At 36.1% G+C, this 24,675-nt stretch carries 23 protein-coding genes; 3 read left to right on the forward strand and 20 right to left on the reverse strand.

Annotation, left to right across the window (positions count from 1 at the left end; translation table 11 throughout):
* Positions 1-1,197: an efflux RND transporter periplasmic adaptor subunit gene (locus B0X80_RS13185; RefSeq protein WP_089024886.1), complete on the reverse strand. Its 1,197-nt coding sequence runs from the start codon at positions 1,195-1,197 to the stop codon at positions 1-3.
* A 360-nt stretch (positions 1,198-1,557) separates the two neighbouring features.
* Here B0X80_RS13185 and B0X80_RS13190 point away from each other — a divergent pair, with 360 nt between their 5' ends.
* From B0X80_RS13190 to B0X80_RS13200, 3 genes are all read left to right on the forward strand, one after another.
* Positions 1,558-2,010: a tellurite resistance TerB family protein gene (locus B0X80_RS13190; RefSeq protein WP_077340976.1), complete on the forward strand. Its 453-nt coding sequence runs from the start codon at positions 1,558-1,560 to the stop codon at positions 2,008-2,010.
* Positions 2,011-2,100: 90 nt separating this feature from the next.
* The gene (locus tag B0X80_RS13195) at positions 2,101-2,931 is read left to right on the forward strand and encodes a CvfB family protein (RefSeq protein WP_077340978.1); all 831 of its coding nucleotides are present in this window, start codon (positions 2,101-2,103) and stop codon (positions 2,929-2,931) included.
* 35 nt (positions 2,932-2,966) lie between these two features.
* Positions 2,967-3,872, forward strand: a complete 906-nt coding sequence (locus B0X80_RS13200; protein ID WP_077340980.1) for a mechanosensitive ion channel family protein — start codon at positions 2,967-2,969, stop codon at positions 3,870-3,872.
* Between the two features lie 89 nt (positions 3,873-3,961).
* Here B0X80_RS13200 and tldD read toward each other — a convergent pair whose 3' ends face one another.
* From tldD to B0X80_RS13295, 19 genes are all read right to left on the reverse strand, one after another.
* Positions 3,962-5,401 (reverse strand): metalloprotease TldD, encoded by a 1,440-nt coding sequence (gene tldD / locus B0X80_RS13205; protein WP_077340982.1) that lies wholly within the window; start codon positions 5,399-5,401, stop codon positions 3,962-3,964.
* Positions 5,394-6,254, reverse strand: coding sequence for a carbon-nitrogen hydrolase family protein (locus tag B0X80_RS13210; RefSeq protein ID WP_077340983.1), 861 nt, complete (start codon positions 6,252-6,254; stop codon positions 5,394-5,396). The genes tldD and B0X80_RS13210 overlap by 8 nt, the downstream gene beginning before the upstream one ends.
* Entirely contained in the window at positions 6,247-10,272 is a 4,026-nt protein-coding gene (locus B0X80_RS13215) for a YhdP family protein (RefSeq protein WP_077340985.1), read from the reverse strand. Before B0X80_RS13215 ends, B0X80_RS13210 begins: the two co-directional genes overlap by 8 nt.
* 84 nt (positions 10,273-10,356) lie before the next feature.
* Positions 10,357-11,835 (reverse strand): ribonuclease G, encoded by a 1,479-nt coding sequence (gene rng / locus B0X80_RS13220; RefSeq protein WP_077340987.1) that lies wholly within the window; start codon positions 11,833-11,835, stop codon positions 10,357-10,359.
* The gene (locus B0X80_RS13225; RefSeq protein ID WP_077340989.1) at positions 11,832-12,446 is read right to left on the reverse strand and encodes a Maf family protein; all 615 of its coding nucleotides are present in this window, start codon (positions 12,444-12,446) and stop codon (positions 11,832-11,834) included. Before B0X80_RS13225 ends, rng begins: the two co-directional genes overlap by 4 nt.
* A gap of 23 nt (positions 12,447-12,469) precedes the next feature.
* Complete coding sequence (gene mreD, locus B0X80_RS13230) at positions 12,470-12,949, reverse strand: rod shape-determining protein MreD (protein WP_076417150.1); 480 nt, start codon at positions 12,947-12,949, stop codon at positions 12,470-12,472.
* On the reverse strand, positions 12,949-13,809 hold the full coding sequence (gene mreC / locus B0X80_RS13235; protein WP_077340991.1) for a rod shape-determining protein MreC: 861 nt from the start codon (positions 13,807-13,809) through the stop codon (positions 12,949-12,951). Before mreC ends, mreD begins: the two co-directional genes overlap by 1 nt.
* A gap of 61 nt (positions 13,810-13,870) precedes the next feature.
* Positions 13,871-14,914 carry a rod shape-determining protein gene (locus B0X80_RS13240; RefSeq protein WP_077340993.1) on the reverse strand — a complete coding sequence of 348 codons (1,044 nt, stop codon included), beginning with the start codon at positions 14,912-14,914 and terminating at the stop codon, positions 13,871-13,873.
* Between the two features lie 334 nt (positions 14,915-15,248).
* A complete protein-coding gene (locus B0X80_RS13245) occupies positions 15,249-15,683 on the reverse strand; it encodes a pilus assembly PilX family protein (protein ID WP_077340995.1) in 435 nt (144 codons plus the stop codon).
* Positions 15,673-16,554, reverse strand: a complete 882-nt coding sequence (locus B0X80_RS13250) for a PilW family protein (RefSeq protein WP_077340997.1) — start codon at positions 16,552-16,554, stop codon at positions 15,673-15,675. Before B0X80_RS13250 ends, B0X80_RS13245 begins: the two co-directional genes overlap by 11 nt.
* Positions 16,554-17,123, reverse strand: a complete 570-nt coding sequence (locus B0X80_RS13255; RefSeq protein WP_077340999.1) for a type IV pilus modification PilV family protein — start codon at positions 17,121-17,123, stop codon at positions 16,554-16,556. The genes B0X80_RS13250 and B0X80_RS13255 overlap by 1 nt, the downstream gene beginning before the upstream one ends.
* Complete coding sequence (locus B0X80_RS13260) at positions 17,113-17,643, reverse strand: type II secretion system protein (protein ID WP_077341001.1); 531 nt, start codon at positions 17,641-17,643, stop codon at positions 17,113-17,115. The genes B0X80_RS13255 and B0X80_RS13260 overlap by 11 nt, the downstream gene beginning before the upstream one ends.
* Positions 17,644-17,791: 148 nt before the next feature.
* Positions 17,792-18,310, reverse strand: coding sequence for a type II secretion system protein (locus tag B0X80_RS20650; RefSeq protein ID WP_077341003.1), 519 nt, complete (start codon positions 18,308-18,310; stop codon positions 17,792-17,794).
* 33 nt (positions 18,311-18,343) lie between these two features.
* On the reverse strand, positions 18,344-18,967 hold the full coding sequence (locus B0X80_RS13270) for a prepilin-type N-terminal cleavage/methylation domain-containing protein (RefSeq protein ID WP_077341005.1): 624 nt from the start codon (positions 18,965-18,967) through the stop codon (positions 18,344-18,346).
* A 103-nt stretch (positions 18,968-19,070) separates the two neighbouring features.
* Positions 19,071-19,490, reverse strand: coding sequence for a hypothetical protein (locus B0X80_RS13275; RefSeq protein ID WP_139345322.1), 420 nt, complete (start codon positions 19,488-19,490; stop codon positions 19,071-19,073).
* Between the two features lie 117 nt (positions 19,491-19,607).
* Entirely contained in the window at positions 19,608-20,846 is a 1,239-nt protein-coding gene (locus B0X80_RS13280; RefSeq protein ID WP_077341009.1) for a type II secretion system F family protein, read from the reverse strand.
* Positions 20,847-20,854: 8 nt separating this feature from the next.
* Entirely contained in the window at positions 20,855-22,570 is a 1,716-nt protein-coding gene (locus B0X80_RS13285; protein ID WP_077341011.1) for a GspE/PulE family protein, read from the reverse strand.
* A gap of 2 nt (positions 22,571-22,572) precedes the next feature.
* Positions 22,573-23,775, reverse strand: coding sequence for a tetratricopeptide repeat protein (locus B0X80_RS13290; RefSeq protein ID WP_077341013.1), 1,203 nt, complete (start codon positions 23,773-23,775; stop codon positions 22,573-22,575).
* Positions 23,772-24,674 (reverse strand): ExeA family protein, encoded by a 903-nt coding sequence (locus B0X80_RS13295; RefSeq protein WP_077341015.1) that lies wholly within the window; start codon positions 24,672-24,674, stop codon positions 23,772-23,774. Before B0X80_RS13295 ends, B0X80_RS13290 begins: the two co-directional genes overlap by 4 nt.
* Between the last annotated feature and the right edge of the window lies 1 nt (position 24,675).

Genomic DNA, 24,675 nt, shown 5'->3' on the forward strand with positions numbered 1-24,675 from the left:
TTAATCCTTAACACTCGCTATTTGTGTTTCGTCTGCATCACTTTTCTCTTCTAATTCACTTTTATTAGTGGGTAAAGCCAGTTTCATACCGTCTATAGGATAATCTAGTGCTGATACTATCATTCGATCACCAGACTTTAAGCCACTAGATATAATAACGTTAGAGCCTTCTTGGCGAACAATATCAACCACAGCAAAATGTAATGTAGACTCTTCATCTAAAATGGCAACTCGGCCATTTTTAACTAAATAACGAGGAACAGATGTCGCTTGAGTAAGGCTTTGCCCAATAATGTGAGCATTTACATATGAACCAAATCTTAGTGGCAAAGTATTTTCGCTGTGAGAACTTAATAAATAAGGGTCTTGAATTTCAGCAACTAAATAACTCATACGACTCGTTGTATCAATAACCCCTTCACTTCTGTTTATTTTAGCTGTCCATTCTTTAGTCGCGCCAGAATAAGTCCCTTCGAGTAAAACGGTAGAATTAACACCATTACCATCTAAAAATTGCAGTTGACTGTCGGCTACAGGTAAACGAATTTGCGCAACTCCTGTTCCTAAAAGCTTTCCAACTTTAGTACCTGTTCCAACGAATGAGCCTAAACCAATCATTCGACTTTCAATCATTGAATCATACGGCGCTCGGATCTCTGTACGTTCTAAATTTCGTTTAGCTCTAAGAATAGAGGCTTGCGCTGACTTAACTCGGGCAATTTCTTGCGCCAATTGCGGCTTACGTAAACTAAGCTCAGTTGGAGAAGTATCTGTAATACTTTTCCATTCACTTTCAGCGACTTTACCTTGCGCACGTTCTTTTTCTAACGACGCTTTTGCAGATGCCATATTAGCTTCTGCATCAATAAGCGCTGCTTGATAATCATTTGGATCAATACGTGCGAGTAATTGCCCTTTTTTAACAAAACCACCTCGTATAAATACAGGAGATAACTCAACAATTTGCCCACTTACTTGCGCTACCATTTCCGTTTCGTATTTGGGCAATACAATACCGTATGATTCTACTTTTAATGTCATTGGCGACACGGTTACTTCTTCAACAGCAACAATAGGAATATTTTCTACTTCAGGTTTTTCTTCAGGCGGCTTTTTCATGTTTTTAAAAACGACAAAAAGTATGGCACCTATAAGAATAATTACGATAGGTAATATGATTTGTTTTTTCCGTGTCACAGTGTAACCCTCTTGTGAATAACCTTCTGTGCAGTTTATAGAAAACTGAATATTAAAGGTTAAGAACATTCTTTTTAATGTAGATATAATAACTAATTTTTGCATACAAAAACTAATTTCGTTGCAAATGCTTGTTACAAATTTCAGGCCGATAATTACCAAAACCTAACATTAAAAAATAATAAAATAAAAGCATTAAAAAACAATAAACTAAGTTAAAAAAAACCAATATAGAATGACCAATATCAGATAACTTAAAAATAAAAACTAGTGAATTAGACTACTTTGTTAATTTTTACGCTAATTATTAACGATATACTTACTGTTAAACGCGATATATACCAGCTACAAGGATTTAAAATGATTGATAAAATTAATGCTTTTTTCAAAAAATTAAATACACCATTTCAAGAAAATGATAAAGAGGAACTTTCTTTAGAAGTAGCGTGCACTGTACTTTTATGTGAAGTCATGAAAGCTGATGGCACTTTACAAGAAGAAGAACAAATATCACTTAAGGCTTTTATTGCAAAACAATTTCAACTTCAAAATAATCAGATAGACGAAATAGTAAATACAGCTTTAACTTTAAGTGATAACGCTACCGACTTTTACCAATTCACTCGTAAAGTAAACGAGCATTACACCATTGAACAACGCATGGAGATTGTAGGCTATTTATGGAGGCTTGCTTATATTGACGGCGAACTTGCCACGTTAGAAGAACATATTATTCGTAAAATTGCTGACTTATTACATTTAAGACACAGCGAATATATTCAAACAAAGTTAGCAAATACTCCCTCATCTTAAGCTGATGATGTATTATAGGTCACAATACATCATTCAATTATTAAGTAATTAAATGATCCCCTTATTATTTCTAGAAAACGGCGAACATAAATGGCTGACTTAGGTAAATTTAATACACTTTCTGTAATTACAGTAAATGACACAGGGGCATATTTAAATGCCGATGATTTAGGCGAAGTACTACTGCCTAATCGTTTAATGCCCGAAGGCTGTACTACAGGTTCACAAGTAAGTGTCTTTTTATATAAAGATTCAGCCGATAGAGTTGCCGCAACCACTCAACAACCTTTAGGTGAAGTGGATCAATTTGTTTCGTTAAAAGTTTCTGCTATTAATAAAATGGGGGCATTTTTAGATTGGGGCCTGCCTAAAGAGTTACTCGTACCTTATAACGAACAACATACTGAAATGGAAGTAGGTAAATATTATCTCGTTCGTATTTATTTAGACTTACGTACAGAACGTATTGTTGCCTCAAGTAAATTAGATAAATTTATTGATATATGGCCAGCTGATTATCAAAAATGGGACAAAGTTGATCTTATTATTGGTGGTAAAACAGATTTAGGTTTTAAAGCTATTATCAATAATTTACATTGGGGTTTACTGTACGATAACGAAATTTTTCAGCCATTAAGAATTGGCAAAAAAATTACCGGCTATATCAAACAAGTACGAGAAGATGAACGTATTGATTTAAGCTTATCTCGTCCTGGCGAAGGCAAAGTAAAAGACTTTAGCCAAAAGCTTTTAGATTATATTGCCGAGCATAATGGCATAAGCCCATTACACGATAAAAGTGCCCCTGAAGATATTCAAAAAGCATTGGGCGTCAGTAAAAAAACCTTTAAAGCAACCGTAGGTAATTTACTTAAAAAAGGTAAAGTAAAAATTACGCCTGAAGGCATAACGCTTATTTAAATAAGATCCCTTAGTAACTGAAATAGACATAAATAATGACAGAACAAGTAACCGATACAGCAACCACATCACAAAAAGTGGTAGAAGTTATTAATCCAGCTAATTTATTAAAAAATGAAATAGATCAAATGGCGCATATTTATCAAATCGTCATTGATTTTTTCACCAATTATAGCTTCCAAATAGTAGGCGCTATCATCATTTTTATTATCGGCTATATTTTAGCTGGTAAAGTAGCAGCCATGCTCTTACGCGTATGTGAACGCCATAATCTTGATGTAACATTAAGCCGTTTTATTGCTAATAGCAGTCGTATGTTACTTGTACTCATGATTGCTATTATTGCCTTAGGTAAATTAGGTATAAGTGTTACACCATTTATAGCTGCTATTGGTGCTGTTTCTCTGGGGGCAGGATTAGCGTTACAAGGTTTACTATCAAATTATGCAGCTGGGTTTAATATTATTATTACCCGGCCTTTTGTAGTTGGCGATACCATTATAGTAAAAGGTGTTACAGGTGTTGTTAAAGAAGTACTACTCGCGCATACCATTATTTATGATGAAGATAATGTAAGAATAACGATCCCTAACAAACATATTGTAGGCGAAATATTACAAAATTCGCTTCATGATTCGTTATTAGAATTAAACGTAGGCATTGCCTATAGCGAAAACCCTATTGAAGTTATCGCACTTTTAGATAAAGTAATTGCAACAACAGGAGTGGTGAGTAAAACTCGTGAGCCACAAATAGGTATTGATGAATTTGCTGATAGTGCTATTAATATTTCTATTCGTTTATGGACACCTACAGTCAATTTATACACAGCCAAGTTTACCGCTTACAAAGCTATTTACTTAGCCCTTGATGAAGCTAATATTCAAATACCGTTCCCACAACGTGATGTTCATATGATTCAACCTGAAACTAAGATTTAAGACTTACCTAAAGTGGTTTCGTATTAAAACAACTCATTAAAAAAGGCGCTTTAGCGCCTTTTTGTTATCTAGAACTCAAGTTAATCCTATTACTGAGTACCACCAACTGTCATTTCATCAACCTTTAATGTAGGTTGCCCTACACCAACAGGTACGCTTTGTCCGTCTTTACCACAAACACCAACACCCGCATCAATAGCTAAGTCATTACCTACCATGCTCACTTTTTTCATAGCTTCTGGTCCGCTACCTATTAAAGTTGCGCCTTTAACAGGAGAAGTAATTTCACCATTTTCAATTAAGTAAGCTTCTGAGCTAGTAAATACAAATTTACCTGAAGTAATATCTACTTGTCCGCCAGCAAAGTGTGGAGCATAAATGCCTCTTTTAACTGACTTAATAATATCTTTTGGATCATGTTCTCCGGCAAGCATATAAGTATTGGTCATTCTAGGCATAGGTAAGTGAGCATAAGACTCTCTTCGTCCATTACCTGTAGGCTTAACACCCATGAGTGATGCATTATGCTTGTCTTGCATGTACCCTTTTAAAATACCTTTTTCAATCAGTATATTATATTGCCCTGGTGTTCCTTCATCATCTATGTTGATAGAGCCACGACGATTCGCCATCGTGCCATCATCAACAATAGTACAATGTTCAGATGCTACCTGCTGCCCTACTTTACCAGAAAAGGCTGACGAACCTTTACGGTTAAAATCACCTTCTAAACCATGACCAACTGCTTCATGTAGTAATACGCCCGGCCAACCGGCACCTAATACCACAGGAAAGTTTCCAGCTGGTGCTTCTATTGCTACAAGGTTAACTAAAGCTTGGCGTACAGCTTCTTCAGCATAATTTAGGTATCTCGCTTGTTTACCTTCCACTTCAAAAAAGTAGCTGTAATCAGTTCTTGCTCCACCGCCAGAACTTGCTCGTTCGCGCTTACCATTGTCTTCAACTAACACAGAGCAGTTAAGACGAATTAATGGGCGAATATCGGTTGCATAAGTTCCGTCTGTTGCCGCAACAAGAATTTTTTCAAATACACCAGATAAGCTAACAATAACTTGTTTTACACGTTGGTCAATTGAACGCGCATGGGCTTCAACTTCGTGTAATAAATTAATTTTTTGCTCTTGCCCTAAGCTATCTAAAGGGTCTACACCTAGATAGATTTCAGGCTGAGTTTGACGGCTAAAGGCTTTTACTGACCCGCTTTGTTCTGCTTTAGTAATACCCTTTGCTGCATCAGCTGCTTTTGTAAGAGCGGCAGGGGAAATATCATCGGAATAAGCAAAACCTGTTTTTTCTCCTGAAATAGCTCGAACGCCTACACCACGTTCTATATTATAAGAACCTTCTTTTACAATACCGTCTTCTAACATCCAAGATTCGTGTCGACTCGATTGAAAGTATAAATCGGCAAAATCAACGTTTCGTTGCACCATGTTATGTAATGTTTGATTTAAAAAATCGGTGTCTATTTGGCTATCGGCCAAGAGCTCGCGCTCAATATTATTCATGTGAGGTCAACTTAGATGTAAATTTATTATGTTCGATTACTGGCATAGCTTGTCGTACTTTTGCCAGCGCTTCTGATGAATAGGTTGTGGTAATAATACCTTCACCATCAGGTACACACGCTTGAATTTCACCCCAAGGTGAAATGATCATACTGTGTCCCCATGTTTCTCTTCCGTTTTCATGTATACCTTGCTGGCCTGCAGCAATAATATACACTTGATTTTCAATCGCTCTCGCTTGTAACAAGGCTTGCCAATGTGCTTTGCCTGTAGTGGCAGTAAAAGCACTGGGTACCGTTATGATATCTGCGCCCAGCAACCTTAATTGGCGATATAATTCAGGAAAACGTAAATCATAGCAAATACTTAAACCAATATTAGCACTTTCTGTTACGGCAATGCTGAGTTTATCACCACCTTGAGTGTAGGTAGATTCTAAATATTGCTTTTGACCATCGCTAACTTTCGCATCAAATAAATGAATTTTATCATAACGTTGAATAAGCTCCCCATCAGGAGAAAAAACTAAACTTGAGTTAGTGAATTTGTCGATAGGCTTTTCATCACGGCTTGTCTCATTTTCAACTAACAAGGGTACACTACCCGCAACGAGACAAACATGATATTTTTTTGCTAAAGCTGATAAACCGTTTACGGTAAAGTTACTTATGTAATTTTCTTTAGCAAGGTTTAATTGATCTTTCTCTGAGCCACCAAAAAATAAACAACATTCGGGTAATACCACAATATGCTCATCTGATTCAGGTAAGGCTTTAAGAAAAGTATCGATTGTATTTAAATTTTTTTCTACATTAGGTTTGGAGCATAACTGTATAGCTGACAAACTAACCATCTACTTCACTCTTTTTTGGTAATTCGCTCGATTCGGAATTGTTTTTTTGTATTTCACTCGCAGGAGTAACAATAACATCTTCAACGATTTGAGGTGGTGTTGTTTTTCCAACGCTGATATTACGTGTTTTACGATTTACGTCTTTAAAAATAGGTTGAGACATATTGCCTGTTAATTCAAAATTCATTTCGTAATACACTTTTGAGGTGATCACCTCTTCAAGCGCGATACCCGCTAAAAATGCAACAGGGTTTAATGTAGCTATCCACGCAAGCGCTGGCAAACTGGAGGTAACATTAGGTTTATAAGACATACGAAGATCAAGTAACTCTTTGCCTAAGTCGGTATTCCCTTTAACTTCTAAATCTCCAGCGGCACCTTTCATAAACAGATTGTCGGTATACATAATGCCGTCTTTGAGCTGAAAATCCCCGCTAATACTGCTGTAGAACATACCGTCAGAAAAAATATCTCTAAAATCAAAACTGAGTTTTCGTACCAATGATTGCAAACTCAATACCGAAAAAACCCTTGCCTGATCAGGTACTTCAGCTAAATATCCATCATCCAGTTTTGCATTAAACTGACCATTTAATTTAGCCACATCAAACTCGTAAGGACTTGCTGGCCAATTAAAAGCGAACTCACTACGTAAACCACTGTCTTTAATTGTTGGGGTATAGCCAAGCTTTTCGGTTTCTTGTTCAAGATCTTTAGTATCAATAAAACCAGTAAAGCTACTTGTGTCTATCCCGTCTTTTTGACTCCAAGTCCCGTTTAACTCGATAGCAAATTTATCTCTTGATGCCTCAAATTTATTCAATAAAATTTGATTTTCGCTATTTCGCTCAATAGCAAAACTCACTTTGCCTAAATCTATATTATCAATAATACAGCTACCACACTGAACCATCAGTGGAGGTAATTGTGCATACACTTTTTGGTTAAATAAATTAGCGTCTTGTTGCTCAGCTTGTGGTGTACCTTCAGAAGTAAAACTGCTTGTGCTTGCATCAAGGTTATCATCAGATTCTTCTGTAATAATTTTAGCTAAATGAATAAAGTCAGCTTCTACCTGTATACCTTTTTCAACAATATTATTATGAAAAATCACCTTAGTTCTGGCTTCTTTAGAATTAATATCAAGTAACCAAGATGTATCATTGCTGCCTAAGTTAAAAGACATGTCAGATAAAGAATAATCACCATAAAGCAGCGAATCTATTTCCCCTCTTATACGCTCAGGTTTATCCAATAATGGGGGCTTTTTCGGCGTGGTATTATCGTTAACTAAACTGCCAGAGTTACCAGGCAATTTAGTATCATCAGATGTATTAATTGACTCTATGATATTGAAAATAAAAGGTTGCCATTGCTCAACATCTGCTTGGGCTAACTTAGTTGTGATATGAAAGCCTTTAGTAGGTAAAAGCATTTCTTCGGAACCTAAGACTAAATGCGCCTTTGAAAAAGAAATATTGTCATGATTAAGTACACCATAAAACTGTAATTGTTCACCAACTGAAGCATTAATGGTGGTGTTATATGTTTGCCCTGTTACATGCGTTTTTAGGGCAAGCACTTCTCCTGCCTTTTTTGTGTATGGCGCAGGTAACTTAAGTTCGGTTTTATCTAAAGTTGAATTTATGCCTAAATCATACGTAAAACCACCTTCGTGATACATATTTAGCGATAACAAGCCTTGCCATGCCAAACTCCCCGAACCATATTCCTGCAAGACTTCGGGCAATTGCTTTAACCAATCTTTACTTTTCCAATTGGCTTCAAGGTTAATATTTGTATTGTAAAGCATGGCTTTATCTTTTGCATTAACGCTTAAGTTTAAAGGCATGCCACGCCACAGCAAGGTTACATTGTCAGCATTAATTTGATCATTATTATAAGCTAATTGACCATTAACTTGAGTAAATAACATATTGGGCGTTTGTAAGTTAATGCTATTATTTTTAAAGTTAACCGTTCCTTTAGCTACAGCATCTTCAGGTTTATTTAAAGGTAAATCTAATGAAAATTTTCCTGAAATAGGTTTACTTATTACCAGTTGATTTAAGGTATTGCCTACGGTTTTCTTCATAGGACTTTTATTCATTAAACGAGTCACTAACCCCGGATTTGTTTTATTAAACGCAGCTTTTACTTTTAATATTTGTTCATGTGATAAGTCTTTAATTTCCGCAGTTACGCCTTTAACATCAATCCCATCTAAATCACCATTACGACCTGTAATAAGCATGCTGTTATTATTAAAAGTAAGATTCGCATTAAAGTTTTGAATTGCAGGCCAATGGGGATCAAACTTAAATTCGGCCTCACTTAATTCGGCATCTACATTAAAAATACCTTCATGGTTATTAAAAGGAAATTTATTAAGAGGGCCATTAAATAGTACTTGAGCTTGCTCAATCTTGCCGCTAACAATAGCTCCATTAAGATAATTAACTAAATCGTCTCCCATTAAAATATTCGGAAAATAATGATTAGCTAATTCAGCCTTACCATTGAGAATACTCGCTAAAAGCGACATTTTTGTGTCTTCATCTTTAGGTTTATCAATGCTTATAGCTGCAGATAAAGTTAATTCATCAGAAGAAAACTCAATATTATCGCTTGATAAGCCCCATGCCCCTTCATCAAAATTCAGCATAAAATCGCTAGAAAAAATACGGTAAGGAATAGGTTTAATAAAGTGCTCGGCGAAATCTAAAGCTCCATTTTCAGACTGCAAACTCAGCTGAGCAACATTGTTTTTGAAAACTAATTCGCCATCTATATTTGAAACGCCAGGAATACCAATATAAGGGTGGCTAGTTACTCCCTTAATACCTGCAACAACTGCTTGATTATTTTTTGAAACCTGTAAGAAAATATCTTTAATAACACCTACAGGATTTGTTTGATCTAATAATTGAGTAATATTTTTGTCATTTGAAAATAAAGGCGCAATATCACTTATCCCTTCAATGCTCAAATCACTGATATAACCATTTAATATGCCAGAATCTTTAGAAAACTGGAGTTGAGTCGGTTGCCAAGACTTTTTATTAGTAATAAAAGTTAATGGGCTAGAAACAATATTAAAAGCTTTCAAACCTTTATTATCTTGTTCTTTAGTAAAACGCGTTAATATTTGCCCTTGATTAACACTAAAAAATTTATGTTGTTTATTATGAATCCAGCTGATTTCGTTATTTCCTAAAGAGACTTGTAACTCAGTAGGAAATCCACCATCAATGGTTAACCAGCCATCAAAATTAATGGCTGAATGCGTGTCTTTATTATCGATAGCAAAAATAGTATCTAACCAAGGTGTTATATTTAACTGATTCGCTTGCAAGTAGACTTGTCCATCTAGTTCTTCAATTTCATCACCGTGCAAATCTAATATAACTTTAATATTGTTAGAGGTTAATCCATCAACAATAACGTAGCCTTTACCTCTATGGCTATCGCCTTCATTTAACCAATCAAGCTGATTGATAAGCAATAATTTTTCAGTTTGATTAGTTTGAAACACTATTTGGCTGTTTAATAAAGAAAAACGACCAATACGATCTAAAAATATGTCTGCAATACGAGCAACAAGCGGCGCATCTTTATCTTTACTTTTTGTTGAAGTTTTAAAGTTTTTAATAAAAACTTGAGCACCGTCAAGGGTCACATCTTGGGTGATGAGTCGACCTTTAGCTAGACTTTGCCAAAAATCTAAATGCACATGAATTTTATCGATGAATATATCGGTTGATTGCGTTTCGAGTAAACTGACTTGCTTAATAACAATAGAGGGACCGAGTTTCTCCCAGTCCATACTAAGTTCACCAATCGTTATTTGGCTATCATTAGTGGAGTTAATAAAATTCTGAACATGCTCTCGATAATGATGTACATAAGGCAAAAACAAGCGAAAGCCACTAATTAATACAGCAAAAAGCACCAAGAAAATGGCAATGCTTTTATAAACTCTGTTTAACCAGCGGTTAATGACGCGAGAAGTACTCATTAATTTTTACAATATCACTTATTAATTAAATCATTATATACCTGAACGTGTAACGGGTTAATTCATTTCAGTTAGCCTCAAAGGCTACATCATTACAACATCAAACTGTTCTTGATTATACATAAGTTCAGTTTGTATTTTAATGTCTTTCCCTATAAACACTTCAAGCTCAGCTAAATTATGGTATTCATCATTAATTAACGCTTCACTTACTGCTTTAGATGCATAAACAATAAATTTATCTGCATCATGCGCTCTGTTCACTCGCACAATTTCTCGTAATATTTCATAACATACACTTTCGCATGTTTTTAAATGACCACGTCCTGCACACACGGAACATTCACCACACAAAATATGCTCAAGACTTTCTCGTGTTCGCTTACGAGTCATTTCAACTAAGCCTAAAGCTGAAAAGCCACTGATGCTAAACTTAACGTTATCTTTTGCCATAGCGTGCTCTAAGCTAGTTAATACACGTCGTTGATGGTCTTTGTCATTCATGTCGATAAAATCAACAATAATAATGCCACCTAAGTTCCTTAATCGTAACTGCCTTGCTATGGCTTGCGTTGCTTCAATATTAGTATTAAATATTGTTTCTTCTAAGTTTCGATGTCCTACAAAGGCCCCTGTATTAATATCAATGGTTGTCATGGCTTCTGTTTGATCAATAATTAAATAGCCACCTGACTTCAAGTTAATTCTACGGTGTAGCGCTCTTTGTATTTCGTTTTCAACATCAAACAAATCAAAAATAGGACGTTCGCCCGGATAATATTCAAGCCCATGACTCAAATTAGGCGCAAACTCTTCTGTAAATTCAACAACTTGATCATAAGTTAATTTTGAATCAATACGAATGCGCTCAAGCTCAGTTCCAACAAAATCTCTTAGCACTCTAAAAATTAATGATAAATCTTGATATATCGCTGTTTTAGTTACTTTTCTTTTTTTTCTTTTGATAACTTTAGACCAAACTCTTCGCAAAAATTCAGCATCTTGTTTTAATTCTTGCTCATCAGCCCCTTCGGCTGCAGTTCTCACAATAAAACCATGTTCTTCATCACAAAATGGCGAAATTATACGTTTTAATCGATTACGTTCTTTATCATCTTCAATACGTTGTGAAATCCCCGCTCGACCTGCATTGGGCATTAAAACTAAATAGCGTGCAGCAATGGTAATATCGGTTGTTAATCTGGCCCCTTTTGTTCCTAAAGGATCTTTAACCACTTGCACCATTAAATATTGACCTTCTCGTACTAAGGTTCGAATATCAGGGACTTGATCATTCACCGAATCTTTTGTCGATTCATCTTCATTAAGAATAAGTTTAGAATTAATATCGGACGCATGAAGAAAAGCCGCTTTGTCTAAACTAATATCAACAAAAGCCGCTTGCATACCAGGCAATACTCTGATGATTTTTCCTAGGTAAATGTTACCCACAATGCCGCGTTTTGCTTCACGCTCTACGTGCACTTCTTGAAGAGTTCCATTTTCGATTAACGCAACCCGAGTTTCGCTAGGTGTTACATTAACGAGTAATTCACCACTCATATATTTTCCTTCGAGATTAGTTGTATTGGCGTATTAACCCCAAATTTAGAAAGTAATTGTGCAGTTTCAAACAAAGGTAAACCAACAACGGCTGAATAACTGCCTGTTATGTTAGTTACAAACTGTCCTGCAATTCCTTGAATACCGTAAGAACCAGCTTTATCTTGAGGCTCCCCCGTGTGCCAGTATCGCGTAATTTCGTCTAATGTAAGTGTTTTAAATGTAACTTCTGTTGTCACAACTTTAGATAAAACTTTATCTAGATTTACTGCGGCTATAGAAGTTAGCACTTGATGAGTTTGTCCAGATAACATTTGCAGTTGAGTTATACATTCATCGAGGTTAGCGGGCTTGCCTAAAATACAATGGTTATAAACCACACTAGTATCAGACCCCAGGACAACGACATCATTATTTTGAGGTGCACCAATAGAATGATAGGTAGCTTGCGCCTTTTCAATGGCTAGTCTTTGAACGTAATCGACTGCATTTTCGTTTTCTTTAATGTCTTCATTAATATTGGCAGGTTCACAGGAAAAGACATAACCAATTTGAGCAAGTAATTCTTGTCTACGAGGGGATTGAGAAGCTAAAACCAAAGTGTGTGTCATAGGCGTATCTTTCTAATGTAGAATTATTTAATTTGAAAATGACGACGTATTTTTCTTAACAATAACAATGCCCAAGGCCACAAGATAATGGTGGTAATAACAGGGTATAAATAACTAGGGAGAAACACGACATCGCTTATAAAGCGCTGCATCCAAAAAACAAGCAAATGATATAAAGCCGCAAGCACTCCAACAATAATAGACTGCTGCCAAATAGAAAAGTTTCTAATTTTTTGAAAGTTTTCAGCAATAATAAAAACCGATATTGCCAAAGCTGCAGCATGTACACCCAATATAGAGCCTAACAATACATCTAATATGAAACCAATGATCCAAGCGGTAATCACATTAACACGAGAAGGTAATGCCAAACACCAGTAGATTAACACCACTAAAACCCAATCAGGTCGAAAAGCATCAACACTTAATGGCATAGGAATAATGGTTGCAATTAATGCTAACAATAGCGTTAATAAAATAATAATACCGTTATGAGCTAACACTACTTCTTTTCCTCTTTTATAGCAGAAGGTTCAGCATTTTTTATGTTTGGCCATAAAAGTAATAAATAACGTAAGCGATCTATTTTTGCTACAGGTTCACTAATGACTTGAGCAAAAGCTCTTGATTCATCTTGATTCACTTTCAATATGGTTGAAACAGGGTAACCTTCAGGGTATTTCCCTCCTAAACCTGAAGTGACTAATACATCTCCAACTATAACGTCTGTACTATGCGGAACAAAATTATTCACGAGCTTGTCTATTTGCCCAGTACCTGTAGCAATCATTCTAATGCCATTACGACTCACTCTAACAGGCACGGCATGGGTAACATCAGTAATCAAAATAACTCGACTACTTATTGTACCTACGTGTTGAATTTGTCCGACAATACCTTGATCGTCTAAAACCGCTTGTCCTTCATAAACACCATCATTTGCACCTCTATTAATAACTATTTGATGGGTATAGGGATCACTATCAACAGCAATAACTTCGGCCACCATTTTCTTTGTTTCTTCACGTAGAGGTGAAGCTAATAAGGAACGTAGTCGGTTATTTTCTTTTTCAAGATCTGAAAGGTGCATTAACTGTTCGCGTAAAAGTAGTTCATTAACTTTATAGCTTTGATTTTGTTCAATTAAGTCTTTACGCGAAGTCAGATTTTCAGCTGTCCAAATCATCATTCTTTTTGGCGCTGTCGCTAAATATTGGAGTGGACTTACAAAAGATTGAAGGTAGCCTCTAGCTGTTTCAAAACTACCTATATGGTGGTCAAAAAAGATTAAAAGCACAGAACAAATCAGCACCAACAAAAGTCGGTGCTGTGCAGACGGGCCGTGTTTAAATATTGGGCTCATAAATATAGCTTTATTATTATCTAATGCTGCTTAATATTAAAGGGCTAGAATAATATAAATATTATTCGTAAGAGAATAAATCGCCGCCATGCATATCAATCATTTCTAATGCTTTTCCGCCGCCGCGTGCTACACACGTTAATGGATCATCAGCAACAACAACAGGTATACCTGTTTCTTCCATTAATAAGCGATCAAGATCTTTCAGTAAAGCTCCACCGCCTGTCAGTACCATACCTCGTTCTGAGATGTCTGATGCTAATTCTGGAGGAGATTGTTCTAAAGCAACCATAATTGCACTAACGATACCGGTTAGTGGCTCTTGTAATGCTTCTAAAATTTCATTGCTGTTTAGCGTAAAGCTACGTGGAACGCCTTCAGCTAGGTTACGGCCTCTTACTTCTATCTCAACTAACTCTTCACCAGGATAAGCAGAACCAATTTCGTGTTTAATACGCTCAGCCGTAGCTTCACCAATTAAACTACCAAAATTACGACGCACGTAGTTGATAATAGCTTCATCAAACTTATCACCACCAATACGAACTGATGATGAATACACAACACCATTAAGTGAAATAATACCTACTTCTGTCGTACCGCCACCTATATCAACAACCATAGAACCTGTAGCTTCCGACACTGGCATACCCGCACCAATTGCCGCGGCCATGGGTTCATCAATTAAATAAACCTCGCGCGCACCAGCGCCCTCTGCGGACTCTTTAATTGCTCTTCGTTCAACTTGTGTAGATCCACATGGCACACAAACTAAAACTCTTGGGCTCGGACGCAAAAAATTATTACTGTGAATTTGCTTTATAAAATACTGCAACATTTTTTCAGTGACAAAGAAGTTTGCAATAACACCGTCTTTCATTGGGCGAATAGCTTCTATGTTTCCTGGCGTTCTTCCTAACATCTGTTTAGCAGCAGAACCTACTGCGGCAACACTTTTTGAGCCACCTGATCTATCTTGTCTAATTGCAACCACTGATGGCTCGTTTAATACGATCCCCTGATCTTTAACATATATCAGCGTGTTAGCTGTTCCTAGGTCTATTGACAAATCATTAGAAAACATGCCGCGTAATTTTTTAAACATACGATGAAAATGTCCTTTACATATCGCATAAGAAAATACTTATGCCGTATTTACGTTTGTATTTTTTAAAATATATAAACATAAATAAATAGAATTAAATTTTTAGCTGCTAATCATAACCCAGTATAAGAGGAAGTGTCTTAACTTTTGTAAAAAAAATAGTATATTTTTGCTTTTTTATAAGATTTAAAAAGCGCTTAGGCAAAAGCGATGCAAATGATATTCAAAAAGGAGAATATATGACGGTATTTAAAATGAAATAAGGATAAATCGACTATTAAGTAAACAATGGTTTTAGTTTGTAATATTTATAGTTAAAACATTAAAATGAAAATTAATTCATACTTTTTGCCTGCACTTCAACAACTCGAGAAGTCGCCTCATCATTGATTTCACATTGTCCTATACTGGTAACGGTAAAATAACTTACATTCTCATGTTTTACTTCTAAACAATCAACTTTCACTGAGCAGTAATCTAAACCTTCAATATTAGCTAAAGAAAAAGTATCGCCGGCAGTACACATGCTACTATCTAGTCCGGTATTTAATGGAAAAAGCTGTTGTAATTTTCGTTGCGCACCTGTTTGTGCCGCATTATAGGCTCGGGTACCTAGCACTTCATAAACGTAAGTTTCTTCATTAGTGGCCATCATTCTAAGTAAAGCGGCTCCAAGTAAAGACATAACCACTAAAATAAAAATAGCTAGAACAAGTGAGCTACCTTTTTGTGTATTTTTAGTGATTAAAAGCGTTTGTTTAAGGAGCATTAGGAACGTGAACCTCGCTATTGAAAACAACAACTTCTTCGTTTTTATTAAATCTTAACTTGATTAACGCCGTGGCATTTCTAAATTGGGTTGCTTGCGATAGCTTAAAAGGAAAGTCATTCCCTGAAAAATTAGCAGGCGTATACGATAAATCTTCAGCCATTAATACACCGTTATCCCTAAATGCTATTACAGCACTACTTAAACTATTTTGATCATTGGGGCTATCGCCAGTAAAGCGTTTTAATTCATCTCCCTGTACACAATAACTCACTTTTGTACCAATAAAATATAATCTTCCCGTTGGTGAGTCACTAGGAAATGAGACATCGTTAGTAAAGTTGATATCCCATCGATTATTTACCGGAGGAGCAACATGTGTAGTATTGTCGATAGTCGCGTTTTCTAATGTTCTGATTCTTATATTTTGATATACCTCATTAATACTAGCGGGGTATACCGCCACGCGATAGTCAACTAAACCATTTAAAGCGCCTGTATTAAAATCAACAACTGACAGCGTTTTAGCTGTTTCGTTTTCACTTTCTGTAGGAATATCTAAATAATTGGCTGTTGTTAAAATAGGAATATATTCAATACATTGGATATTAGTCGAATTGCCCGATTGATCTGTTAACGTAACTCTCACACTATTAGGTAAAGCAGTTCTTAATTCTCTATTTAATCGCTCTATCGCAAATCGGGCAGTAGCAACAATTTCAGAACGGTTTTTTACATCTACAAATATTTGAGAACCTAATTTGAGGAAGCCGCTGATCCCTACCGATAATATGCCTAATAAAACAATAACAATAACCAGTTCTACAAGCGTAAAACCTTTATCAGCTTTATTGCTTAATAAGTACTTCATTAAAAATTAGCCTTATAGCTTGCAAACGTTATCGCTTCACCTTCAGCATTAGTCACAGTAACCTTGATCAACTTTGCTATGTTGTTTGTTGTATCACACACATCATCATAGTTACTATCGTTACAAACAGAAACATTCACACTAAAACCTCTATACAAGGTATCTAAATCATCATCGCTATTGTCATTAAGTGAGTCTTCAATAGTCGAGTAATTATTATAATCATCAACATCGTTATATAAACTTCTGTTGGTTTCTCCTGTGTCAGGGCCTAAGTTATCATTAAGAGTACAAGCATCGATAACGTCGTCTAAATTAGTATCTTTCCCCTCACCGCAACGATTCATTCCCCCCATCATATCTGAGTGTTCATCAAAAGCTTTTCCCATAATTTCATTCATCATCGCTTGCCCTAGTTCTGCGGCTCTAACTTGATGAATTTGAACAGCACTTTGCGTTGCGGTGGGTAATATCATGGTAAAAATAATAGAGAAAGATAAAGATAAAACAACAATACCAATTACAAGTTCTATTAATGTAAAGCCTGAAGCTTTGCGATTAAATAGCATGAATATAACCTTGTGATTCAATTCTAACCGTAAGCGTATCGCTACCTATAATTGTTATATTACAAGGGTTACTACAATTAGCAGGTATGCCATTTGAGTCGAAAATAAAAGAGTTACCCGTCATTCCTGATGTTACAAAAGTCACGTTATGATCTTCATCAATTTTAACGTCTAAATCATTTAAGGCTTGGTCATTGGCGTTTTTTTTATTAACAGCGCAACTTCCTCCTACTGTCAAAAGTTTTGTTGAGACAATGACGGTATGACAAGCATTTCCTCCCACACTGGTTTGCTGCATCGCTCGTAATTGAATACTACGTAAAGTGGCAATAACTTCAGCTTGATAGGTATGCTCTTCAAAACCGTCTGAACCGAACATTTTAGGGGCAACGGTAACAGCTAAAATCCCCATAAGAACAATAACCAGCACCAACTCAATTATTGTAAAACCTCGTCCAGCTTTATAACTAAAGCTAGCTAAATGTTTACTTTTTAGTAGTGAATGCATTTTATTATTCATTAACAGAGTACTTCAGTAGTTTTAAAACACTATTAGTAGAATAGTACATAAATTATCATTTAAGATCAGCTAACTAATTTATTATGGTTTAACAGATAAAAAAATGGAGAGCTTAAGCTCTCCACTATAGAATTTATTTAAATAAGACTTAACAACCTGTATCAACAATCGTTATTATTGGTCTTATAGCTGATTTAAGACTTTCAGTATAACTCACATAACAAGCAGCAGTCTTAGCTGCAGCTACATCGGCCAATGCAGTTTCTTGAAAAGGGTACCAAACAATTTCAGAAGAGCCATTTGCACTTGTTGATGAGACGACTGATAAAAAAGAATCAGAAGAAATACTAGCTATCGCAGTCCATGTAGCAGCTTCATTAGTAGGCCAGCCTGCAAAAACATTAATATCACTGCCGTTAACAGTTAATTTAGAAGAGGATTCAGCGATTGTATTACTAACAAGTGCTTTTGCATGAACCATGCTAGTAGCACTTTCGACTGCCCCCCGAAGACCTTTCATTGTAGCTTTCTTAGCATCGCTCGTTAAGTCAATAAACTTAGGGGCTGCTGTCGCGGCTAAAATACCTAAAATAACGATAACAACCACTAATTCAATCAGTGTAAAACCTTTTTGCGTATTCAGAGAGGATTTATTAATTTTTTTCATAAGATTACCTAAAGTTAATGTGCTAAATAAGGGTTAAATATTTATATAAACAATAATTTGACTAGTGGCTGGACGATAAGTAAAGCTATTACCAACATCGGTTAATGTACCTGTTGGTGCAACAAAATCGCCCGCCGCATTCTTATTTAAAGTTTCCTTTAAAAAATAATGACATAGAGCACTTGCACCTGAACCAGAATTTGTTACGTAATAATCGGTAGCATTTACACTATTTAATGTATTAATAACCGTTGTTGCTCTTGGAGGTTGTTGTAAAATACTGTTCCAAATATCTAAGCAATTACTAGCCCCAAAGCCTCCACCTAAGGTAGCTCCGTCATTATCACCATTTAAAGAAGCAACAATATACCCACCTCTAATGCCTGCAGTTTTATTTTCAGTTGTTAGTAGTACGTCGGTACCATCATAATCAACTATATTTCTATTATTTGAATCTGTAGGGCGTGCTTCGGCCTCCCATTGAGCTCGAGCAAGAGAAATTCCCGTTGCAAATCCGCCTGCCATACCTTCAATATTTGCTTGCTTTGCTTGGTCGGTTAAATTAATAAATTTTGGGATAGCGGTGACCGCTAAAAAGCCCAAAATAACAACCACTATCACTAATTCTATTAGCGTAAAACCTGACTGTTTTCTCATAACAACACCATAACTTTCAAGATTATATTAATTGTAACAATCATTTAGTTACAACACTACGTTACCTTAAAGTGAAACTCTCTTACTTTCAACAACAAATAGTTTAAGGATTAACGTTTTTTAATAATATCTGGCTTACTTTGCCATTTTCCGAACTGTATTCAAAATATTCACCTGTGGCTAATTCAAAACGGCAAACTCGACCAACAGTTTTATTCGCTGATTTTATTTCTATTGCTGACACTGGAGAGTTCATAAAATACATGGGCTCCATAATGACAGTTTTCCAAATATTGGCACAAGCATTTTCATTACCTAATGTGTCGATCCAACCGCGTCGATTAACATATATACGCTGACTTGCTTGGGGTAGCGATAAAACTATGTTATCTGGCTGTTTGTCCATAAACCATTGTGCGTGTACGGCTGTTACTTTGGTTGAAAAATTTTGAGCTAAACGACTATAAGCAGCCTCTGTAAATTTTTCTTCCTGTTTAAAAAAAGAATGTATAAAGCTCATCATTAATATAGCCAATACTAAAACTATTAGCACTATTTCAACTAAAGTTCTTTCTTTTTTATCTGACGTCCTATGTTTAAACATAACGTATAATTCAATTACTGGTTAATAAATTCATAATTATTTACCTTGGAATGCCGACATCATATCCCACATAGGAGTGAAAATACCTAAGGCTAAAACCAGTACCATACCAGCGACAATAGCGATCATAATGGGTTCGATTTTAGCCGTTAAATTACCTAATTCGTAGTCAACTTCACGTTCGTAGTATTCACCTACTTCTTCTAATAGTTCGTCAACTCTTCCTGTTTCTTCACCTACCGCTACCATCTGCAATACCAGAGATGTAAACAACTTACTTGCTACTGCAGATCTAAGCAGGCTTTCGCCACTTTCAATAGACTTTCGCATGGTAATAATTTTGTCTTTCATGTAACTATTATCAACAGCATCTGATACGAGGTTTAGCCCTGAAGTCATTGGAACACCTGCACGTAATATCATTGCAAAACTATGAGAAAACCTTGAAAGTATTGAACGTTCAATAATGCTGCCAACTATAGGTAAATTCACTTTTCTTTTATCCCACCAGTACTGCCCTTGCTCAGTTTTAACGTAACTACGTATGGCAAAAAAGACAAACACACAACCAATAAGCAGATGCGGCCAAAAATCCAAGAAGAAATTTGAACTTGCAATAAGTACTTTAGTTGCTAAAGGTAAATCTGCCCCTAACTTTGTAAACATATCAGCAAAAGTAGGTACAACAAATATATTTAAAATAACCATTGCGATAACTATCGCGCCAAGTACAAAAGACGGATAACGTAAGGCTGTTTTTATTCGTTTACGGGTTTCTTGTTCTCGGTCAAAATAACTGGCTAATTTAGCAAAAGCGTCATCCAATTTACCTGTATTTTCACCTACATGTACAAGTGAAACAAATAAAGGAGGAAAGATTTTAGGATGCTGATTTAGCGCTGTAGAAAGTGTATATCCCCCTTCTAACTGGCCTGAAACCTCAACTAATGCAGCTTTTAATTTTACTGATGTAGTTGATTCAGCCATGCCATTAATAGCTCTTAATATAGGGACACCTGAACGCATCAATGCATACATTTGACGACAAAAAATGATGAGGTCATCTAATGAAACTAGGGCAAAACCTAACAACTCGTTGATATCTATTTGGGCTAAATCACTGCCTTTGTGATCACCTTTTAACACTTCAATCGAAATAGGTATAATTTGTTGGCGAGAAAGTTGCTCTGCCGCAGCAGCAGAATTACTAGCTTCTAACTTTCCTTTAATTTGAGAGCCTTTAGCATCTCGTCCAATATAACTATACGCTGCCATCTTTTTTATTACCCTGTAACGTCTACCGTTTCAACTAAGCGAAGTACTTCTTCTATACTTGTAATACCTTGAGTAGCATAATCAAATGCCGCTACGGCTAATGGCCTAAATGTAGGGTTAGCTTTGGCAAGCTTAGCAAACTCTTCTGGATCATCTCTTTTAAGTGCCGCCATCATGCCTTCGTTCATTTCAAGTAATTCAAAAACACCAATTCGGCCTTTATAGCCTGTATATTGACATGTTTGACAACCTTTACCTTGCTTAAATCGATGCGATGTTACTCCTTCACCCATCAAGTTTGTTAGCCACAATTTTTCTTGGCTATTGGGTTCATGATCAATGGCACAACTCCCGCAAACTCTTCTTACAAGTCGTTGAGCAATAACAGCTCTGAGCGAGCTACCTACTAAAAATCCAGCAGCTCCCATATCAATTAAACGAAGCGCACTCGTTATAGCGTCGTTAGTATGTAATGTTGATAAAACTAAATGACCCGTTAATGCACCTCTCAAACCAATTTCTACCGTTTCTTTATCACGCATCTCACCAATCATAATAATATCGGGATCTTGACGTAAAGCCGTTCTTAGTACAGAAGAAAAAGTAAGGTTAATTTTACTATTTACTTGAACTTGATTTACACGTGACAACCGATACTCGACAGGATCTTCTGCAGTAATAATTTTTTTACTGGATTGATTTAGCTCACTTAACGCGGCATATAAAGTAGTTGTTTTACCACTACCTGTAGGTCCTGTAACCAATACCATACCGTGTGGGCGACTTATTTGATGGCGTATTCTAGTCACTAAGTCACTAGGCATACCGGTTTCATCTAATGTGAGTAAGCCTTCTGTTTGATCGAGTAAACGCATAACAACAGACTCGCCATGCTGAACAGGCATAGTTGACATACGAACATCTACATTATGCCCACTAATTTGTAAATTAAAACGACCATCTTGAGGTAAGCGTTTTTCAGAAATATCTAGGCCAGCCATTAATTTCAAACGTAAAACCATAGCCGAAGCAATTTTATTTTCTTTTAAAATATTTTCTTGTAAAACACCATCAATACGTTGGCGAATACGTAGTTGATTTTCATCAGGTTCGATATGAATATCTGAAGCACGCATTTGAATAGCATCTTCAAATACTGACTGTAATAACTTACCTACGGTTGCATCACCGCCTTCGTCACCAAACGAAGTGCTTAAGTCAAAATCAGCCGTTTGGTCATACTCTTCTTCTAATTGGCTGGCAAAAGACTCTATATCTGCTGTTTTTCTATATAAACCATCGAAGGCTTCAAATAGCTGAGACTCCATAACAACAGCAAGTTTTAACTGTTTAGGCGCAAGCATTTGTTCGAGTTGATCTAACCCTCCTAAATCAGCTGGATCACTCATACCAATAAGAACAGCATCACCTTGGTCTTCAATAATTAATGCTCGTAGACGCCTTGCATGTACTTCAGGCAACAGCGAAGCAACTTCTGAAGGGATGCGTTTTTGGCTTATATCAAGAAATGGTACGCCGAGTTGTTGAGCTAAAAATTCAAGTAATTGCCTTTCACCAATATAGCCTAGCTCAATGAGCGTATCGCCTAACTTACGTCCAGTAGATTTTTGGCTATTTAACGCCTGCATTAACTGTTCGTTAGTTACAATATGCTCATGTACTAACAAATCACCTAATCGCATTTTTAATTTAGGTGCCGCCATTATTATTCTCCTAACTCGGTCAATCTTTGTCTGATAAATTGTGCTGAATTACTAGATAAACTGCCTTTAGACAAAGCCATTTCGTATGCTGCTTTCGCTTCTTCGAACTGACTGTTACGGTCTAAAGCCACGGCTAATCCCATCCACCATTTACCTTTATAATCTTCTATAGTAGTAAGTTGCTGATAAGCTAAAATCACACTATTTACATTGCCTACAGACTCAGCGGTATTAGCTAATAACAACTGATACTCTACATTTTGTACATCAGAGAAATCATTTAATACTTGAAATGCTTCTCTATTATTATTTTGAGTCATTAAAATACGGGCTTTCATTAGCCTGAAATCCATATCATCAGGATATATATCGATCCCTTGTGATAATAAGTTTAACGCTGGTCTATACAGTCTACGGCCAAACCATAAAGCGGCTAATTGTTTTCGAGCACCTTTATTTTCAGGCTGAATAAGTAAAACATCTTCAAATAATTGTTCAGCTTTAGGTACTTGGTTGTCAATTATAGCTTGTTCAGCTTTTTTCAGTTTATTCTGTACTGCACGCTCAGGTGATAATTTACTTCTAGAAATACTGAGAGATGATTTTTTTAGAGGTGCTTGAGTTTCTTCAGCTCTCAAACTTACGTTTAAATCTTCTGATTCTATAATGTTATTAAGTGGTGTAACCACAGTATTGTCGTCTTCAACTATCTGCTGACTACGAGCTTGCTGAATACTTTTCTGAGTAACTGTATTGAGTTGTTCAACATGTTCTTCTTTAACTACAATGGGTTGCTTATTGGGTTCTGTGCTTAAAGTATTAACAACTTGTGGCGGCTTAACATCTTGAGTCGTTGTGGGAATACTTTCTTTTTTAAGAGTTTCTTTAATTTCAGTAGGTTGACTTTTCAGTTTTGGCTCTATGCTCACAAGTTTTTTTGTTATTGATTGATCATTTGAAGGAGGTGTATTAGCATCATGATTACTCGTAACATTTACAGCCGTTTTAAGGGTTTTATTTTCAGAGTACAAATTCCAAGTGTAAATACCCAATATATTAACCACAATAATCATCAGAACAATAAGCGCAATATTAAGTTTCGATAACGTTTTCTTATTGCCATAACGTGTGTCGGCATTATGATTACCTGTTGATTGCTCATTCCTTTGTTCAAGCTCTTTCAGCATTTGGTTAATAACACTCATCCTCGGAAATCCCAATAAAGGTATGCACCGATAAACAAAGTAATTAAAATAATACCTGTAAAAACCCATCGAAGATCAATCAAAGGTAATTGTGTATCTTCGGTGTCTTTTATCGCAGCTTTTAAATGGCTTGTATTAATTTGAAAGTGTCCTTGACCATATGTGAGCATAAGCATTTTGTGACATAAAATATTAACTAACCTCGGAATACCTTGAGTTGCTTTGGATATTTTTTTACAAAGACGAGAGTTAAATAAAGCAGCGCCTTTATAACCCGCGATTTGTAAACGGTGCTCTATATAACGCTCAACTTCAATACTTGTCATTGCCCTTAGCTTATAAGAAAAGGTAATGCGCTGCCTTAATTGACGAAAGTTAGTTTGGCTTAGTCGTTCATCTAATTCTGGCTGTGCAAATAATACAACTTGTAAAAGCTTTCTGGTTTCTGTTTCAAGGTTAGTAAATAGGCGAAGAGCTTCTAAACTTTCTTCTGGTAAAGCTTGTGCTTCATCAAGTATGAGAACAACAGAGCGCCCCTCTTTATGTAAATCAATAAGCTTTTGCTGAATGCGTTGTGTAAGTAGTTGTACTGACATTCGTTGTGCTTGTCTTACACCCAACTCAAGTGCTACAGCCCTTCTTAATTCATCAGGCTTTAAATAAGGATTAGGAATGTAAGCAGTAACAAAGTGTTTAGGTATTTCATTTAGTAATTTACGGCATAGTAAGGTTTTTCCAGTCCCCACTTCACCAATAACTTTAATAAAGCCTTCGCCTGTTTGCAAAGCCGTAATTAACACCGCTAAAGCCTCGTTATGAGGCTCTAGCCCTAAAAAAAAATGTGTATTTGGCGTCAGTGTAAAAGGTAGTTCACGTAAACCAAAGTGGTACAAATACATG

This window comes from Pseudocolwellia agarivorans (assembly GCF_002000085.1).
GTDB classification, from domain to species: Bacteria; Pseudomonadota; Gammaproteobacteria; order Enterobacterales; family Alteromonadaceae; genus Pseudocolwellia; species Pseudocolwellia agarivorans.

Coding starts and splice junctions, on each gene's coding strand:
- B0X80_RS13190 (WP_077340976.1), top strand. CDS start 1,558: ATGATTGATAAAATTAATGCTTTTTTCAAAAAATTAAATACACCATTT.
- B0X80_RS13195 (WP_077340978.1), top strand. CDS start 2,101: ATGGCTGACTTAGGTAAATTTAATACACTTTCTGTAATTACAGTAAAT.
- B0X80_RS13200 (WP_077340980.1), top strand. CDS start 2,967: ATGACAGAACAAGTAACCGATACAGCAACCACATCACAAAAAGTGGTA.
- tldD (WP_077340982.1), bottom strand. CDS start 5,401: ATGAATAATATTGAGCGCGAGCTCTTGGCCGATAGCCAAATAGACACC.
- B0X80_RS13210 (WP_077340983.1), bottom strand. CDS start 6,254: ATGGTTAGTTTGTCAGCTATACAGTTATGCTCCAAACCTAATGTAGAA.
- B0X80_RS13215 (WP_077340985.1), bottom strand. CDS start 10,272: ATGAGTACTTCTCGCGTCATTAACCGCTGGTTAAACAGAGTTTATAAA.
- rng (WP_077340987.1), bottom strand. CDS start 11,835: ATGAGTGGTGAATTACTCGTTAATGTAACACCTAGCGAAACTCGGGTT.
- B0X80_RS13225 (WP_077340989.1), bottom strand. CDS start 12,446: ATGACACACACTTTGGTTTTAGCTTCTCAATCCCCTCGTAGACAAGAA.
- mreC (WP_077340991.1), bottom strand. CDS start 13,809: ATGAGCCCAATATTTAAACACGGCCCGTCTGCACAGCACCGACTTTTG.
- B0X80_RS13240 (WP_077340993.1), bottom strand. CDS start 14,914: ATGTTTAAAAAATTACGCGGCATGTTTTCTAATGATTTGTCAATAGAC.
- B0X80_RS13245 (WP_077340995.1), bottom strand. CDS start 15,683: ATGCTCCTTAAACAAACGCTTTTAATCACTAAAAATACACAAAAAGGT.
- B0X80_RS13250 (WP_077340997.1), bottom strand. CDS start 16,554: ATGAAGTACTTATTAAGCAATAAAGCTGATAAAGGTTTTACGCTTGTA.
- B0X80_RS13255 (WP_077340999.1), bottom strand. CDS start 17,123: ATGCTATTTAATCGCAAAGCTTCAGGCTTTACATTAATAGAACTTGTA.
- B0X80_RS13260 (WP_077341001.1), bottom strand. CDS start 17,643: ATGAATAATAAAATGCATTCACTACTAAAAAGTAAACATTTAGCTAGC.
- B0X80_RS20650 (WP_077341003.1), bottom strand. CDS start 18,310: ATGAAAAAAATTAATAAATCCTCTCTGAATACGCAAAAAGGTTTTACA.
- B0X80_RS13270 (WP_077341005.1), bottom strand. CDS start 18,967: ATGAGAAAACAGTCAGGTTTTACGCTAATAGAATTAGTGATAGTGGTT.
- B0X80_RS13275 (WP_139345322.1), bottom strand. CDS start 19,490: ATGATGAGCTTTATACATTCTTTTTTTAAACAGGAAGAAAAATTTACA.
- B0X80_RS13280 (WP_077341009.1), bottom strand. CDS start 20,846: ATGGCAGCGTATAGTTATATTGGACGAGATGCTAAAGGCTCTCAAATT.
- B0X80_RS13285 (WP_077341011.1), bottom strand. CDS start 22,570: ATGGCGGCACCTAAATTAAAAATGCGATTAGGTGATTTGTTAGTACAT.
- B0X80_RS13290 (WP_077341013.1), bottom strand. CDS start 23,775: ATGAGTGTTATTAACCAAATGCTGAAAGAGCTTGAACAAAGGAATGAG.
- B0X80_RS13295 (WP_077341015.1), bottom strand. CDS start 24,674: ATGTATTTGTACCACTTTGGTTTACGTGAACTACCTTTTACACTGACG.